This is a genomic window from Pseudoalteromonas sp. SR43-3, from assembly GCF_014163875.1.
Taxonomy (GTDB): Bacteria; Pseudomonadota; Gammaproteobacteria; order Enterobacterales; family Alteromonadaceae; genus Pseudoalteromonas; species Pseudoalteromonas distincta.
Window position 1 is genome coordinate 336,341 of sequence record NZ_JACJEC010000001.1, and the last position, 15,273, is coordinate 351,613.

11 protein-coding genes are annotated in these 15,273 nt (G+C 38.8%); all 11 read right to left on the reverse strand.

Going from position 1 to position 15,273, the window contains the following annotated elements; translation table 11 throughout:
* Positions 1–124: 124 nt before the first annotated feature.
* Entirely contained in the window at positions 125–2,446 is a 2,322-nt protein-coding gene (locus H5088_RS01455) for an RND family transporter (protein ID WP_182752041.1), read from the reverse strand.
* Positions 2,446–3,441 carry a YCF48-related protein gene (locus tag H5088_RS01460; RefSeq protein WP_182752042.1) on the reverse strand — a complete coding sequence of 332 codons (996 nt, stop codon included), beginning with the start codon at positions 3,439–3,441 and terminating at the stop codon, positions 2,446–2,448. The genes H5088_RS01455 and H5088_RS01460 overlap by 1 nt, the downstream gene beginning before the upstream one ends.
* Before the next feature lie 126 nt (positions 3,442–3,567).
* A complete protein-coding gene (locus tag H5088_RS01465; RefSeq protein WP_182752043.1) occupies positions 3,568–4,932 on the reverse strand; it encodes a DUF1329 domain-containing protein in 1,365 nt (454 codons plus the stop codon).
* A gap of 13 nt (positions 4,933–4,945) precedes the next feature.
* Complete coding sequence (locus H5088_RS01470) at positions 4,946–7,045, reverse strand: DUF1302 domain-containing protein (protein WP_154903039.1); 2,100 nt, start codon at positions 7,043–7,045, stop codon at positions 4,946–4,948.
* Positions 7,046–7,297: 252 nt separating this feature from the next.
* The gene (locus H5088_RS01475) at positions 7,298–7,519 is read right to left on the reverse strand and encodes a DUF2835 family protein (RefSeq protein ID WP_010552655.1); all 222 of its coding nucleotides are present in this window, start codon (positions 7,517–7,519) and stop codon (positions 7,298–7,300) included.
* Positions 7,520–10,114: an aminopeptidase N gene (pepN, locus tag H5088_RS01480; RefSeq protein ID WP_182752044.1), complete on the reverse strand. Its 2,595-nt coding sequence runs from the start codon at positions 10,112–10,114 to the stop codon at positions 7,520–7,522.
* Positions 10,115–10,161: 47 nt separating this feature from the next.
* Complete coding sequence (gene nhaC / locus H5088_RS01485) at positions 10,162–11,625, reverse strand: Na+/H+ antiporter NhaC (protein WP_002961908.1); 1,464 nt, start codon at positions 11,623–11,625, stop codon at positions 10,162–10,164.
* A 181-nt stretch (positions 11,626–11,806) separates the two neighbouring features.
* On the reverse strand, positions 11,807–13,831 hold the full coding sequence (prc, locus tag H5088_RS01490; protein ID WP_165723491.1) for a carboxy terminal-processing peptidase: 2,025 nt from the start codon (positions 13,829–13,831) through the stop codon (positions 11,807–11,809).
* Positions 13,832–13,857: 26 nt separating this feature from the next.
* On the reverse strand, positions 13,858–14,508 hold the full coding sequence (gene proQ, locus H5088_RS01495) for an RNA chaperone ProQ (RefSeq protein WP_002961909.1): 651 nt from the start codon (positions 14,506–14,508) through the stop codon (positions 13,858–13,860).
* A gap of 15 nt (positions 14,509–14,523) precedes the next feature.
* Positions 14,524–14,802, reverse strand: coding sequence for a hypothetical protein (locus H5088_RS01500; RefSeq protein ID WP_002961910.1), 279 nt, complete (start codon positions 14,800–14,802; stop codon positions 14,524–14,526).
* The gene (locus H5088_RS01505) at positions 14,802–15,260 is read right to left on the reverse strand and encodes a GAF domain-containing protein (RefSeq protein WP_002961911.1); all 459 of its coding nucleotides are present in this window, start codon (positions 15,258–15,260) and stop codon (positions 14,802–14,804) included. Before H5088_RS01505 ends, H5088_RS01500 begins: the two co-directional genes overlap by 1 nt.
* Between the last annotated feature and the right edge of the window lie 13 nt (positions 15,261–15,273).

The window sequence follows — 15,273 nt, forward strand, 5'->3', positions numbered from 1 at the left end:
TTTACAGCTAATAAACAGCCTTTTCGATGAAAACATTTTAAGCATTTCAGCTATTTGGTCATCTATTCACAAAATATAGATATAAATGGCCATTACTGGCCATTTAGGAGCAAAAGTATTCACATTATTTTTTCTGGTCAGTCCAGAGAAGGCTACCAATTGCGGGTAATAACAACACTGCACCTAACATATTCACTAAAAACATGAAGGTTAATAGTATACCCATATCAACTTGGAATTTAAGATCTGAGAATATCCAAGTGCTCACACCAATAGCTAATGTAATACCAGTAAATAGAACCGCGCTGCCACGCTCAACAAGCGCATTACGATAAGCAACACTAAGCGGTACGTTTTGCTTAAGCTGCCCCATCATCGACGACAGTATATAAATACCGTAATCAACACCAATGCCTACACCTAATGCAATTACAGGTAAAGTAGAAACTGTTAAGCCTATTTCCAGCTGTACCATAAGTGCTTGGGCAAGGGTTGATACAATATAAAGCGGTAATACCACGGCTACTGTTGCTTTTACGCTTCTAAAGCTCATTAAACATAAAATAATAACGGCACCATAAACGTAAAGCATCATGGGTATTTGTGCTTCTGATACAGACTCATTAGTAGCCGCCATTACGCCCACAGGTCCTGATGCTAATTTAAATGCCAATTTATCAGTGCCCTCTTCTTGGGCAAATTGCTTAACACTCTTAATTACAGTATCGATAGTTTGTGCTTTATGATCATCTAAGAATATAATCACTGGCATAACAGAACAATCACCGTTAAGTAAGCCTGTACTAGTTTCAACTCGAGACGTTGACTGTACTAAGCTTGCTGAATTTCTTGGCAAACTCTGCCATTTTAAATTGCCTTCGTTGTAGCCCGCGTTAACCGATTGAGCTACAGAGCTCAAACTTACAGCAGACTGCACACCGGCCACATTCTCAACTTTGTATTGAAAACGGCTTATACGCTCCATCACATCATGCTCAGTACATGCTGCAGGATACGCCTCTACAATTACTTTTAAAATATCAGACGAGATAGTGTACTTATCCGATATTAAAAACGTGTCTTGGTTATAACGGGCATCTTGATGCAGAGATGGCGCGCCTGCGTGTAAGTCACCTATACGCATTTTATCAGCTTGCCAGTAGCCTAGAGCAAAAAAAACAAGGGTAAAACCGATAATCATTTTAGCGATTTTAGGATCGGTTGCTTTTACTAAAATGTCTCTGATCTTATCAAGTATATTAGGCTTCTCAGCATCACCAGATTGAATATGTACACTGTTTTCAAAGTTCATGTACGACGCCCAAACTGGCAGCAAAATTAAATTTGTAAATATAATTACTGCCACACCTAAACTCGCTGTAATAGCAAGTTCGCGGATAATACCAATATCAATAGTAAGTAATGTTAAAAAGCCTACGGTATCTGAAAGCAGTGCAATACCACCAGGTATTAATAAAGCCCTGAAACTTGACTGACAACAAATTCGCGTACTTTTTCCTTCACCTACTTTTTTGCCAATCGCATTGATCATCTGCACACCATGGCTTACACCAATAGCAAACACTAAAAACGGCACCAAAATGGACATAGGGTCTAGTCCAAACCCTAAACTTGAAAGCAGGCCTAATTGCCAAATAACAGCAATAATAGAACACGCGATTGGCAAAATAGTTAGCTTTAAACTGCCACAAAATAGCCAAACCATAATAAAGGTAAAGGCGATAGCAATGGCAAAAAATACGACTACCCCTTTTGCGCCTTCAGCTATATCACCAGCCATTTTTGCAAAGCCAATAATATGAATACTTACTTTGTCTGTACTTAAAGGCTCTCTTAAATCACTTTCTAGCTTTTGTGCAAAAGCTAATGTGTCTAATTTTTGTTGTGTTTGAGGATCTGTTTCTAAAAGTTGAGCCGTTACCATTGCACAAGAGTAATCGCTGGCAATCATACGCCCTACAACTTTTGCTTTTTCAATGTTTTCCTTTACTACACCTAATCCACGCGTATCTGCTTTAAAGTTTGCAGGAATAATTGGACCACCGGCAAAGCCATCCTCTACTACTTCTACAAAGCGAGCACTAGGTGAAAATATAGAATTCACTAAAGGACGATTTACACCAGGAATAAAATAAAGCTGATCGTGAACCGCTTTTAATTGAGTAAAAAATTCTGGATTAAATATATCTCCGCTGTCGTCACATACTGAAATTAAAATACTGTTTGCACCACCAAACTGTTTTTCATGTTTAGTGTATACCTTCATGTAATCGTGATTTAACGGGATATTTTTATTAAACGATGCATCAAGTTGAATTTGAGTCGCTTTAAATACAAGTAAACAGGTTATAAGTGCAAAACTTATAAGCATAATTAAGCGATGTCTAAAAATCGCCTTTTCAATAAAATCGAGTAACTTATGCATTAAGGGGTTAACTCCTTCACTTTAATGCCATCTTCTGTAGCCATGATCAATCTGTTATCTAAAATTACACCATCAAGAATCGCTTTACCGTCAGCAAGCTGCTCATGGGTGAGTAACCCATCTTGAAGATGAAAAATAACGCCACTATTAGCGAGCATGAGCCATTGTTTGTTATTATAATTAATGATGTTGTTAATCGTCGCTGTTTTAACATTTTCAAAATGCTGCCACTGCTTTTCGCCACTTTGCTTTGTAAAAACATTACCTCGTAGCCCCGCCACAATTTCTTGAGTGCTATCAGAGGCAACTGCAAAGAATGAACCGGGATAAACTTCTTCTATTCTTTGCCAAGTTTGACCATCGTCAACGCTTCTGGCCATTAAACCCATTTCACCAACGAGCATTAATCCATTGTCTGTTTTTTCTATACGATTAAAGTGCGGTAAGATAGAAGCAGTTTCCGCTTCGTATCCTTGTGGGTCATTTTCTTTTAAATCGTTTAAGTAATCACGATCATCACTAAAAAGTAGCGAATCTAAAAAGCGTTTTTGCCAATGTTGACCACCGTCTGTAGTTTGATAAAACATGCCATATGCGCCAACTGCAAAACCTTTTAAGTCATCTTCAAATAAAATATCTAAACATGGTTTGTCTAATTCAGGTAATGCTTGTTGTAGCTGCCAATTAACGCCACCGTCAGTAGTATTTATGATTGTTGCATCGTGGCCACACGCCCATCCATTATTTTCGTTACTAAAATCAACGGCAGTTAGGAGCACTTGAGTTGGAACTAGCTCAGCTTGTTGCCATGAAACACCCGATGTACTTTTAATAACAGTACCGTGTTTACCAACAGCAATTAAGCCATTACCCGTGTTAGTTATATCAGTGAGTAAGGTTTTAGCTGCATTTGTTGCACTGATTGCATAGTTAGGGGCTTCTTGTGCAACACTCGCACCGCTTATTATCAGGCTGGCATATACCAAATACTTCATAAATTTTAATCGCCTTGTACGAGAGAGTTGTTTGTCTTTTTACTAGGGAGTGCGTTGCGCGCTGTAAGACAAACGCGATGAGAAAGGAAAAGGCACTTAACATATTGTTAAGTGCCTAGTTTAATACTATCTACCTGCGCGACGTAAAGCGCTTGAAGTAAATTCGTTATCGTTAAACGACTTTGAAAAATCGTACATTTTTTCTTGGTTATCTAAACCAATTGCTAAATAACGACGAGAATTCAAATCATGATAAACCTCAAGAGTACTCCACTGTGTAGGAACTTCGTAATAGTTAAGGCCATAAGCCATGGCTACACGGTAAAGTTGGTCGCGGTTATCATAAATATCAGTTACCTGTACTTGCCAGCTATCTTCATCAATGTAAAACACCCGTTTTTTATAGATATGGCGTGTATCATCTTTTAAGTTAGCTTCAACAACCCAAACACGATGTTTTTCGTAACGTGTATGTTCTGGGTTAATATGGCCAGGCATTAAAATATCATTGTACTCTAGCTTGTCGCTATGAAGTTTATAGCTGTTGTAAGGTATGTATAACTCTTGCTTACCCTTTAGCGTCCAGTTGTAACGATTTGGTGAGCCATTAAACATATCAAAATCATCGGTAGTGCGCAGGCTATCTGCAGCTGTGCCTGGTGCATCATATGCAACATTAGGTGCACGACGAACACGACGTTGCCCCGAATTATAAGTCCATGCTTGGCGCGGCGTTAATATTTGGTCCATTGTTTCATGAACTAATAATGCAGTACCAGCTAAACGTGCAGGCTCTGTAACGCTTTGTTTAAACTTAAACAAAATGTTTGAGTCTTGTAGCTCTGCTGGTGTAGCGCTTGGGTCTGAGTATTTAACTAATAGCTGCTCATCAAAACCAACATAGTTGTAAGAGCCAGATGCAGTCGGTGCAGCTTGACCACCAAAGCGCTCAATAGACTGGCCACGGTAACGTAATAAGTGATTCCAAATTGCCTCTAAACCTGTTTTAGGAATAGGGAAAGGAATACCTATCGCGGTATTTTTAATACCGTTACCGCCTTCGATTAATTCAGCAGTCGGTGCAAACTTTTTAGTCGCGTCATAAACAAACTGAGGGTACGAAGCTGAGCGGCGTGTTTCATACACTGGCATTTTAAATGTGTCTGGGTATGCTTCAAATAAAGCAATTTGACCCGGACTTAAATTGGCTTTGTACTTTTCAATATTACTTTTATCGATAGTGAAAAGCACTTTATCAGCTGTAAATGGGTCAAGATGATGCATACCAGCTTCATAACCTGCAGGCGCTGTTGTAATTCCATTATTCCACGCTGGAATAGAACCATCAGCATTCGCAGCTTTTTCTGCACCCATTGGCGTTAAGTTTTGACCTAATTGAGCAACTTCATCAGCGTTTAATTTAGCCAAGGCTGCGCTGCTTGCAAACAAACTACAAAATGCTGTAGCGATGAGGGTAGGTTTTTTAATCATAGTAATGTTACCCCTAAATAGAATATTTTAAGTTAAAAGAAACGTAATCGCGGTCTGAGAATGTATTAACACCGCCACCGCCCCAAAACGAGTTATAGCTCACATCAAGTGACCACGCATTTTGGTAGTTAAAGTTCATCGTAGCACCTAAAGATTTACGATCTTCGATAAATAAGAACATAGGATCTGGTGTATTACCGTTTACGTCATGAGAAAATACAAAACGTGGTGAAAAGTTAATACCTTTGTAAAAGTTGAAGTAATCGCCTTTCGCAATTAGGCGGTAACCCCAAGACGATGCTGTAGCGAATGATTTCTCTTCAGCGCCATTTGATAGACCAAGTTGCAATGTTGAATAATCAGTAGTACCTGGGCCTGTTATTGTGCCACTACGGCCAGTGCCTGATACATTTAAACGCATTTCGTCATAGCCAGGCATATCGTGAATTTTAACTACACCCACTTCACCAACTACAGCCCAGCTATCAGCACCTAATGAAGGACCAAATAAATGTGTTGCTGTAAATTGAATTTGTGATGTATCGCGTTCAATGTAGCCTTTGGCAACTTCACCTGCACCAACTGAGCTTACCGCATCGCCTATACTCATTTGCGAAATACCCGCAAAATCAGGACGAATACCAGCAACCGCCAATTGCTCAGGCATAGCTGTGTAAAGTAACTCTACGTCATCAATTTGTAGCGGTTCATCTTGGCGAAAAGCAAATTCACCCGCGAAGGCTGTTTCGCCAATAGTCGTATTAAAACTTAAACCATATAACTTAATATCTTCAGGGTACTCGTTTTCAGCTTTAGAAAAAGCAGTTAAATCAGCAACATTATCTGACGTGATTTCTGTTGTCATGATCATCGCTAAATCTTGGGCAATTGCAGCTTGTGAAAAGTTTGATACGCGACCAGATATAAGCGGACGACGGCTATGATAATTCACGTGATAGAGTGCAATTTCAGTATCATTAAATTCAGGTAAAAATACACCTAAACGTAAACCATACTGACCGCCATCTTCAGGCTCTGTTTTACCATTATCTCCTTTACCTTTTAAAGCAACTTTAGTTGGGTATGCAAGATACATTTGAGCTAATAAAGCACTTCCTTCTGCACTTGAAGGATCAATACCTTGTGCTGCTGCGGCCAATGCAAAATCAGATGTTAAGTTATTCAAGCTATCTGTTAAAAAAGCGACATCAATATCAGGATTAGACGTAAAACCTAATTGAACATTCTGCTGATAACCATTTTCTGCTGCAAAGTCATTAGTCGAAAAATACGTACCAGCTGCTGGTAAACGCGTTTCTTGCCATTGGTATTGGTAGAAACCTTCAAGGGTAATGTTGTCAGTAATGCCAAGCGATGCCCAAAGCATGCCTACAGGTATGAATGCTTCTTTAAGCTCAGCACCTGGCGCTTTCAATCGGTCAATATCAACTGGGTTTACGTTAATACCATGAGATATAAGTGTACTCTCACCCCAGTTAACTACTTGTTGACCTAAACGGACAGATAAAGGGTTATTACCATCATTTAAATCAAAATCAGCCCATACAAACGCATCTAATAAACGAATATCTGCACAGCTTTGTGCTTTAGTGTCTTTATCATCACACGGATCAACCCCCTGCCCTGATGTAGGATTTGAATATGCATGATAGCCATCCATCAACGCAAAGTCATAAAAATACATGAAGCGAGTGAACAAACCGTAGTTATCTTTATTTATTGAAAGGTCGTGTGTTCCCTTCAAAAGTTTTGAAAATGAGTCACCACTGTCAAAATTTAAATTACCAGCATCACCATTATTTGAATAAGAGCCAGGTTGAGCCCATACATCTTGAGATGAGTAAATAGTGTTGTTTAGCGCAGGGTTGTAACCTGTCCAATCAAATGCCGGATTGTTACTTTTACCAATTAGGCTAAAGTCTCTGTCTTCTACGCGAACACTTTGCCCATATGAAAAGGTTGAATCGAAGGTAATGTCAAAACCTCCAGCTTCAAATGTTACAGCTTGTGTACTTGCTGCAGATAAACCTAAGCTAGCGGCTGCTATACCTATAGCGATTCTATTTTTAACAAAAAGCGATCTTCTTATCATTTTGGTTCCCCCCTGTCGCGGGTCATTTTGTGTGATCAAGTTATTGTTTTTAGTGTAATCATAACGATAGAAGCGAATCAGTGAAATTACAAATACTCGCTCTAATCTTCCGTATACTTTATATTTTGGTTGACGCTTACGTATTGGTAAGACGTCGTACCAGATAATTTATACACGTAATTTAACAATAGGACAAATTGAAATTAACAAAAATACAATATTTTTATGTATATATAACATAAAAACCGAGTGTCAGGCCACTCGCTCTAGGCGGATAAACTTGTTTTCGGGGGTTAATAAGAGTCTAAAACGGCCACGTACACCTAAACTTGAAATGAAGGGCCTCAAATGTGTAGCAGCAAAACGAATCGTTTTACCGCCATCTTCTACAACTTGTAAAGAGCTAAAACGGCCATGGTAGTAATCCATGCACTCGTTATAGCTCAATCTTAAGGTAAAATAATACTCAATCATTTATGCGAGCGCTTTTTCAACCTTTTCATACAAATCAGCACTTAGTCCATCTAGATTAGCTAAGCGTTGTAATTGCAGTTTCATTGCTTGAGAGCGAACATCATCGTAACGCTTCCATGACATGAACGGTGTTAGCATACGAGACGCATTTTGTGGATTAATTGCATTAAGTTTTATTAACAAGTCACCTAATAACGTATAGCCTTGGGCATCTGAGCGATGAAATTGTGCTGTATTAAAGTGACTAAAGCTTCCTACAAGTGCACGGACACGGTTCGGGTTTGAAAAATCAAAACACGGATGTTCGTAAAGTGCCTTAATATTATCTATAGCTTTATTGCCTGACTGCATAGCTTGCAGTGCAAACCACTTATCCATCACTAAAACATCATGGCGCCATTGACTATCAAAATGACTCAAAAGCTCATCTTGTATAGGGTGGAATGCTTTTACCACTGCGCTTAGTGCACCAAGTACATTGGTCATATTAGTCGAACTTGCGGCTTCTTTAATAAAGCTTACAGCCTCTGGCTTTTGAGTTTTAGCCAAATAATGCAAGCATGTTTGTTTTAAAGCGCGCTTAGCAACGGAGCTTGCACTTATACTGCCATCATCTTCAAGAGATGCGTAACAAGCAAGCAGTTCATCAGCAAGTTCGTCAGCAATTTGTTGCTCAAACTTTTCTGTTATTTCAATAATCTCATCTACAGGTATTACTTCAAATTCAGCGGCTAATGTATCAAAACTTGGCAGTTTAAACAGCTCTGCAATTAAGGCTAAATCGCCCTCTTTGGTGTTTATAAGTACACGTAGCGCATTTATAGTTTCACTGCTCAACACGCTATTAGTTGTGTCGGTAATCTGAGATTTAATCGCTTTAATAAATAGCTGCTGTTGTGCATCCCAACGTGAAAAATCACTGCGTGCAAAACGCATAATATGTAATAGTTCGGGCTCTGTTGTTTGCTGATTTAAAATACAAGGTGCAGAAAAATCTTCGAGTAAAACCGCAACGGGCTTTTCTAAGATATTATCAAAGCTAAATGTTTGAGTCGTACTTGTTACATCAAGCACATGATCTAGTTTTTTACCTTTGTATTGCAGAGCAATACTTTCCCCATTCGCATCAAGTAGTTCAATAGCAAAAGGTATATGAAGTGGTTTATTGTCTGGCTGATTGTCCGGTGCTGCTTGTTCTATTGTTAATGTATACGTATTTGAACTGCTATCAAAATGTTGTATTGCATTTAAGCGCGGGGTACCCGATTGGCTATACCACAGCTTAAACTGCTCTAAATTAACACCTGATGCATCGCTCATTGCACTGACAAAGTCATCACATGTTACTGCTTGCCCATCGTGGCGCTCAAAGTAAAGTGTCATCCCTTTTTGAAAATTAGTTTCACCCAGTAACGTGTGCATCATACGGATAACTTCAGCACCTTTATCGTATACTGTTACAGTATAAAAGTTATTCATTTCAATAACTTTTTCAGGACGAATTGGATGCGCCATAGGGCCTGCATCTTCGCTAAACTGATGCGTACGCATTACTTTAACTGCATCAATTCGGTTAAGTGCACGAGAACCTAAATCACTACTAAACTCTTGGTCTCTAAATACAGTTAATCCTTCTTTTAGCGATAATTGAAACCAATCTCTACAAGTAACTCGGTTACCTGTCCAGTTATGAAAATATTCGTGCCCTACAATGGATTCAATCGTATGGTAGTCTTTGTCTGTCGCTGTTTCTTGATTGGCTAATACACATTTACTATTAAAAACGTTTAGCCCTTTATTTTCCATCGCGCCCATGTTGAAAAAATCGACGGCTACAATCATATAAATATCAAGGTCATACTCTAAATTAAAGCGTTCTTCATCCCATTGCATTGCTTTTTTAAGTGAAGCAATAGCATGAGGTGTTTTAGATAAATTACCCTTATCAACAAATAATGCTAACTCTACGTCTTTGCCGCTTTTAGTCGTGTACGTATCTTTCAAAACATCAAAATCGCCCGCTACAAGTGCAAATAAATAGCTCGGCTTTTTAAATGGGTCTTGCCATTTCACAAAATGACGACCATCTGATGTTTCACCGCTATCTACTTGATTACCATTAGAAAGAAGTTGTAGATACTTTTTATCGGCAATAATAGTTACATCAAACGTGGCAAGTACGTCAGGGCGATCCATGTAATAGGTGATTTTTCTAAACCCCTGCGCTTCGCACTGTGTGCAATACGCACCGCCCGATAAATATAAACCTTCTAAAGAAGTATTCGTCTCAGGTGATATCTCGGTCACAATACTTAATTGGCAACTATCCGGTAGGTTATTGATTATTAGCTGCTCACCAACAATTTCATAATCCGTTATATCAACTGTATCAACAGATAAAGACAGTAAACGCAAATCAACACCATCAAGCACTAAAGGTGCTTTTTTATCACCAACTCGGATAAGTGTTAGTAAAGAGCTTACTTTGGTTGATAAAGGTTGTAGGTCAAATGTTAGCTCTGTGTGGTCAATTAGAAAGTCAGGAGCTTTATAGTCTTTAAGATATTGTGCTTGAGGTTTACTTGATTCAGTCATAGATACTCCAAAGCAGCTCCTTTTAAGTTAAAAGGAGCTGCTTAAAATTAGGCAGATTGTTTTGGCTTAATACGTAAAATTTTAATGCCTAAGTAGGCATAAACAACCGCTAAAACAGGGTTAATTAAGTTAAAGAAAGCGTAGAGTGCATAATCAAAAGGGTTTATAAGTAAAACGCTTTGCATGTATGCGCCACACGTATTCCATGGAATTAGTGGGCTAGTAATTGTACCGCCATCTTCTAATGTACGAGATAAGTTAACAGGCTTCAAACCACGTTTTTCGTATTCATCTTTAAACATACGTCCCGGTACAACAATCGCTATATATTGGTCGGCCGCTATTACGTTAGTTCCTATACACGTAGCTATTGTCGCCGCAATTAACGAACCTGTGCTTTTAGCTATTTTAAGTATGCTTTTTACGAAAATATCCAAAAGACCTGTTTTTTCCATAATGGCACCAAACATCAGTGCAGTCATAATCAGCCATGTAGTTGTAAGCATACCGGCCATACCGCCACCGCTGAGTAACGAATCCATCTTATCATCGCCGGTACTTATGCTAAAACCATCAAAGAAAGTAGTCCAAACAAGTTTAAAGTAGCCAACTAGCTGTCCTTGAGAAACATCAATTTGGCTAGCAATTAGATCAGACTGAAACAACATAGCCCAAACAGCGCCCACAACAGCACCAATTGAGATAGCAGGAAATGCTGGCATTTTTTTAATAGCTAAAACTAAAAGTACGATTAACGGGATCAGCATTTCAAAACCAATATTAAAGTTTTGCTGTAAAATAGCCGTTATTTCATCAATGCGCCCTGCTTCGCTTGAAGCTGTTGCATTAAACCCCATGAATATAAATATAATCAGTGCAATTACAAAACTCGGTACTGTCGTCCACAGCATATGTTGAATATGCTCAAACAAATCAGCGCCAACAACTGCTGGTGCCAGATTGGTTGTTTCTGACAGCGGGCTTAGCTTATCACCAAAGTATGCACCAGATATAACTGCACCTGCGGTTACTGTTTGCTCAAGTCCAAGACCCGTAGCAACACCTAATAAAGCAACACCTATCGTAGCAGCCGTGGTCCAAGAACTACCAATACTCATTGCTACAATGCCACAAATTAAACAACTCGCTGCATAAAACCAACTTGGATTTATAACTTGTAAGCCATAATAAATTAAAGTTGGTACAGTCCCAGAAAGTAGCCAAGTACCAATTAATGCACCTACCATAAGTAAAATTAAAATAGCACCAAGTGAAAGCGTTATGCCTTCGATCATAGCTTGTTCTAATTTTTTCCATGTGTAACCGTTTTTAAGACCAATTAAAGCCGCTGCAAAAGTGGCAAATAAAAGTGCTATTTGGTTAGGACCGGATGAAGAGTTGTCACCGAATAAGTATACAGCCGCGCCAAGTAAACAGATTAATACAGAGATAGGAATTAATGCATCAAAAAACGAGGCAGGTTTGATTGGTTTATCTTCCAATGGCTTCAAAATAGAGACTCCTACACACACTTGCTGTGTGTTTAATTATTATTTTTAGCACGTAAAGCGCATTAATTGAGCGTCATTAATCCAGCTCAACTTTATGTAATCGAAGATTATAACAATTTAGTAAATTTTAGGTAGTAAAAAAGGCGCCAATGCGCCTTTTTTACAGAGGTAAAACCAGTTATTACTTTTTAGCTATACGACCATAATTTATATAATCTTGAGTAATTAATGCAGCCTCTTCCAAAAATGGGTCAAGCTCTTCAATTACTTCTGGTATATCGTCTAAGTTTTCTACCGGATCTTTACCTAAACGCTTAAGACGTTCGTTTGTACGTACAAGTGCACGTGCTTCACCTTCATCTTTTTCTTTAATACGGTCTGCTTCAACTAAAGAGATAGTTTTACGGTCTTTCTCTTCGTTGTATAAGGTAATGTCATTAAATACATAACCAAATTCTGGCTCTGATTTAATTCGTACTTCGTGTTGTTTTTCAAGGTACGTAATAATAGGGGTTAAATTACCTAGTTTTTTATATTTCGCTTTAACAATGCTGTCCCAAGGAAGTGCATTATCTTGCTTACTTTCGCCCCACTGTGCAGGATCAATTGCTGATGGAAACGAAATATCAGGGATAACACCTTTATGTTGCGTACTACCACCGTTGATACGATAAAACTTAGCAATAGTATACTGTACACTACCTAACGCATTATCGTATAGGTCATAAGCACGGCCTAAGCCTTTGTGCTGCTGTACAGTACCCTTACCAAATGTTTGCTCACCAATAATTACAGCGCGACCGTAATCTTGCATTGCTGCTGCGAATATTTCAGAAGCAGATGCACTGTAACGATCAACTAACACAGTTAAAGGGCCGTCATAGTAAGTTATACCATCACGATCTTTTTGCTCTTCTATACGGTTATTTAAGGTATGAATTTGAACAACTGGGCCCTGGTCAAAAAATAAACCTGACAATTGTGTTGCTTCATATAATGAACCACCACCATTTTGGCGCAAGTCGATAATAATACCATCAACCTTTTCTTCTTTAAGCTTAGCAAGTTCTACTTTTACATCTTTCGAAAGATTATTGTAAAAGCCAGGAATTTCAATCACCCCAATTTTACTTGTTAAATCAGAATATTTTGCTTCAAATACTTCTGATTTAGCCGCTCTATCTTCAAGTCTGATTTTATCGCGAGTGATTTCTACAACTTTCGGAGCGCCGTGAGCATCAACACCTTTTAAATACTGTAGACGTACTTTAGTCCCTTTAGGACCTTTAATTAAATCAACTACATCATCTAAACGCCAGCCAATTACATCTACAAACTCTTCGCCATCTTGAGCAACACCAATAATGCGATCATCAGCTTTAATTTGATCTGTTTTATCTGCAGGGCCTCCCGGCACTAAGCTGCGAATAACGGTGTAATCTTCATCAGGGCTTAATACGGCACCAATGCCCTCAAGCTCTAAGTCCATATCCATTTTGAATTGCTCTGCACGACGTGGCGATAAATAAGACGTATGCGCCTCAATACTGCGTGCTAGCGAATTCATAACAATTTGAAAAGCATCTTCTGAATTTGATTGTACTAAACGTTTTTCTGCATTTTTGTAGCGTTTGGTCAGCACCTCTTTAATGCCTTCCCAATCTTTACCCGTCATTTTTAAACGCAGTGCGTCGTACTTTACACGCTCACGCCAAATTTCATCAAGCTCAGCTTGTGACGCAGGCCATGCTGAATCTTCACGGTCAAAAAAGTATTCATCTTCTTTATCAAACGTCATCTCTTTTTCAAGCAGAGTAAGTGAATACTCGTAACGTTCAAAACGGCGTTTAAGACTTAAGTTAAAAATATCAAACGTAAAGTCTAATTTACCGGTAGTAATAGCGTTATCAAAGTCATCACGATATTGCTCAAATGAGGCTATATCGCTGGCTAAGAAAACGCTTTTATTAAAATCAAGGGATTCGATATAACGATCGTACACTTTACTAGAAAGCTCATCGTTAAATTGAACCGGTGTATAGTGTGAACGAGCAAATAAGCTAGCCACTCGTTTGCTAGCAGTACCATGTTGACTCTCTTGCTTGAGCTGGGGTAAATCGTCAATAGTGACGGCTTCTACAGCAGCAAATAATGAACCTGAAAACAGGGCAGCAACTAACGGAATGAGCGTAAACTTTTTACTCATACACAACTCCTTAATTTATTTACAACTTAAACAATGTATAAGCTGTCAGCTTTGGTTTTAACTTGCATACCTGTTACTAACTCAACATGAACATCATCTTTGTTCACTTCAGTTATTACTGCATTTACAAGTGCTTGGCCAAGTTTAACCTTAACCTTATTATTAACCTTGACCTCAGTTGCTGGCAAAGGTTCAATTTTTCCTGAACGCTTAGCCGGCGCTGCTTTAGCAGGTTTGTTAGCTGCAGGAGCGTTTTTATCGCCTGGTTTGCTAGCATGAGCTGGTTTTTTCTTGAAAGATTTAGAATCAGAATCTTGGCGAGGACGCTGTTGTTTTTTGCGTTTAGCCATTTTAGCGCGGCTTTCTTCCAATGCTTTTTGTGCATGGTCGATATGCTCTTGCTCAACTTTTTCACCTTGATTACCATCAAGATCAATACGAAACTCTGACTTGGTCACAGCTTCTAAATAACGCCAGTTAGACGTGTATTTTCTAAGCGCTTGACGAACTTGAGTCTTACTTACTTTTTCAGACCCTTCAATACGCTCAGCAATATCTTTAAAAATACCTACTTTAAGCGGCTTGATGCCATCTTTTTGTTTAAAACATTGTGGGAATTCTTGATATAAAAATTCCAACACTTCATTAATATCTTTTAGCTTGTTTGTGGTTTCCATTTTAGAACCTATTTTTCACATCTTTTCATCAAGGGACGAATCGACGTAGTGTGTTACCCAGTCGACCAACTCTTCGAAATCGGCTTCTATAACAGCCATATCACCTCGAAGGTGTTCCCAAATACCATTAATTGTTTCATCAATAAATTCACATTCTGAATCATCTGGAAGACGATCCCATGCAATATGAATCAAATCATTGAGCGTTTCCGCTACATGTTCTTCTTCGCCTTCCCAATCGCCGACATCTTGTACAGCAAATAGGTAGTCTTGAACATTTAGCAAATCTTTCATTACAAGCTCGCCTCTAAGCATTTTACTAATGCTTCTAGACCGGCTTTATCGTCAGCATCAAATCGACCAATACTCGGACTATCAATGTCTAGTACAGCAAATACTTTACCATGTTTCATGATAGGTACAACCACTTCAGAATTAGACGCTGCATCACAGGCTATGTGGCCGTCAAAAGCGTGAACATCTTCAATTAATTGTGTTTCTACGGTTGCCGCAGCAGTTCCGCATACACCCTTTCCTACTGGAATACGAATGCATGCAGGGTTACCTTGAAACGGACCAAGTACTAATTCAGTAGGAGAATCCATAAAGTAAAAGCCCGCCCAATTTACATCCTCTAAAGAGGTAAATAACAGCGCGCTTATGTTTGCCATATTGGCAATTACATTGGATTCACCAGCTATCAGCGATTCAGTTTGCTTAACTAATGACTGGTAAAAATCGTGCTTTTGCATACCAAACTACTTC

Bases quoted from the DNA above. Each gene is read 5' to 3' on its own strand.
- H5088_RS01455 (WP_182752041.1), bottom strand. From the start codon at position 2,446: ATGCATAAGTTACTCGATTTTATTGAAAAGGCGATTTTTAGACATCGC.
- H5088_RS01460 (WP_182752042.1), bottom strand. From the start codon at position 3,441: ATGAAGTATTTGGTATATGCCAGCCTGATAATAAGCGGTGCGAGTGTT.
- H5088_RS01465 (WP_182752043.1), bottom strand. From the start codon at position 4,932: ATGATTAAAAAACCTACCCTCATCGCTACAGCATTTTGTAGTTTGTTT.
- H5088_RS01470 (WP_154903039.1), bottom strand. From the start codon at position 7,045: ATGATAAGAAGATCGCTTTTTGTTAAAAATAGAATCGCTATAGGTATA.
- H5088_RS01475 (WP_010552655.1), bottom strand. From the start codon at position 7,519: ATGATTGAGTATTATTTTACCTTAAGATTGAGCTATAACGAGTGCATG.
- pepN (WP_182752044.1), bottom strand. From the start codon at position 10,114: ATGACTGAATCAAGTAAACCTCAAGCACAATATCTTAAAGACTATAAA.
- prc (WP_165723491.1), bottom strand. From the start codon at position 13,831: ATGAGTAAAAAGTTTACGCTCATTCCGTTAGTTGCTGCCCTGTTTTCA.
- proQ (WP_002961909.1), bottom strand. From the start codon at position 14,508: ATGGAAACCACAAACAAGCTAAAAGATATTAATGAAGTGTTGGAATTT.
- H5088_RS01500 (WP_002961910.1), bottom strand. From the start codon at position 14,802: ATGAAAGATTTGCTAAATGTTCAAGACTACCTATTTGCTGTACAAGAT.
- H5088_RS01505 (WP_002961911.1), bottom strand. From the start codon at position 15,260: ATGCAAAAGCACGATTTTTACCAGTCATTAGTTAAGCAAACTGAATCG.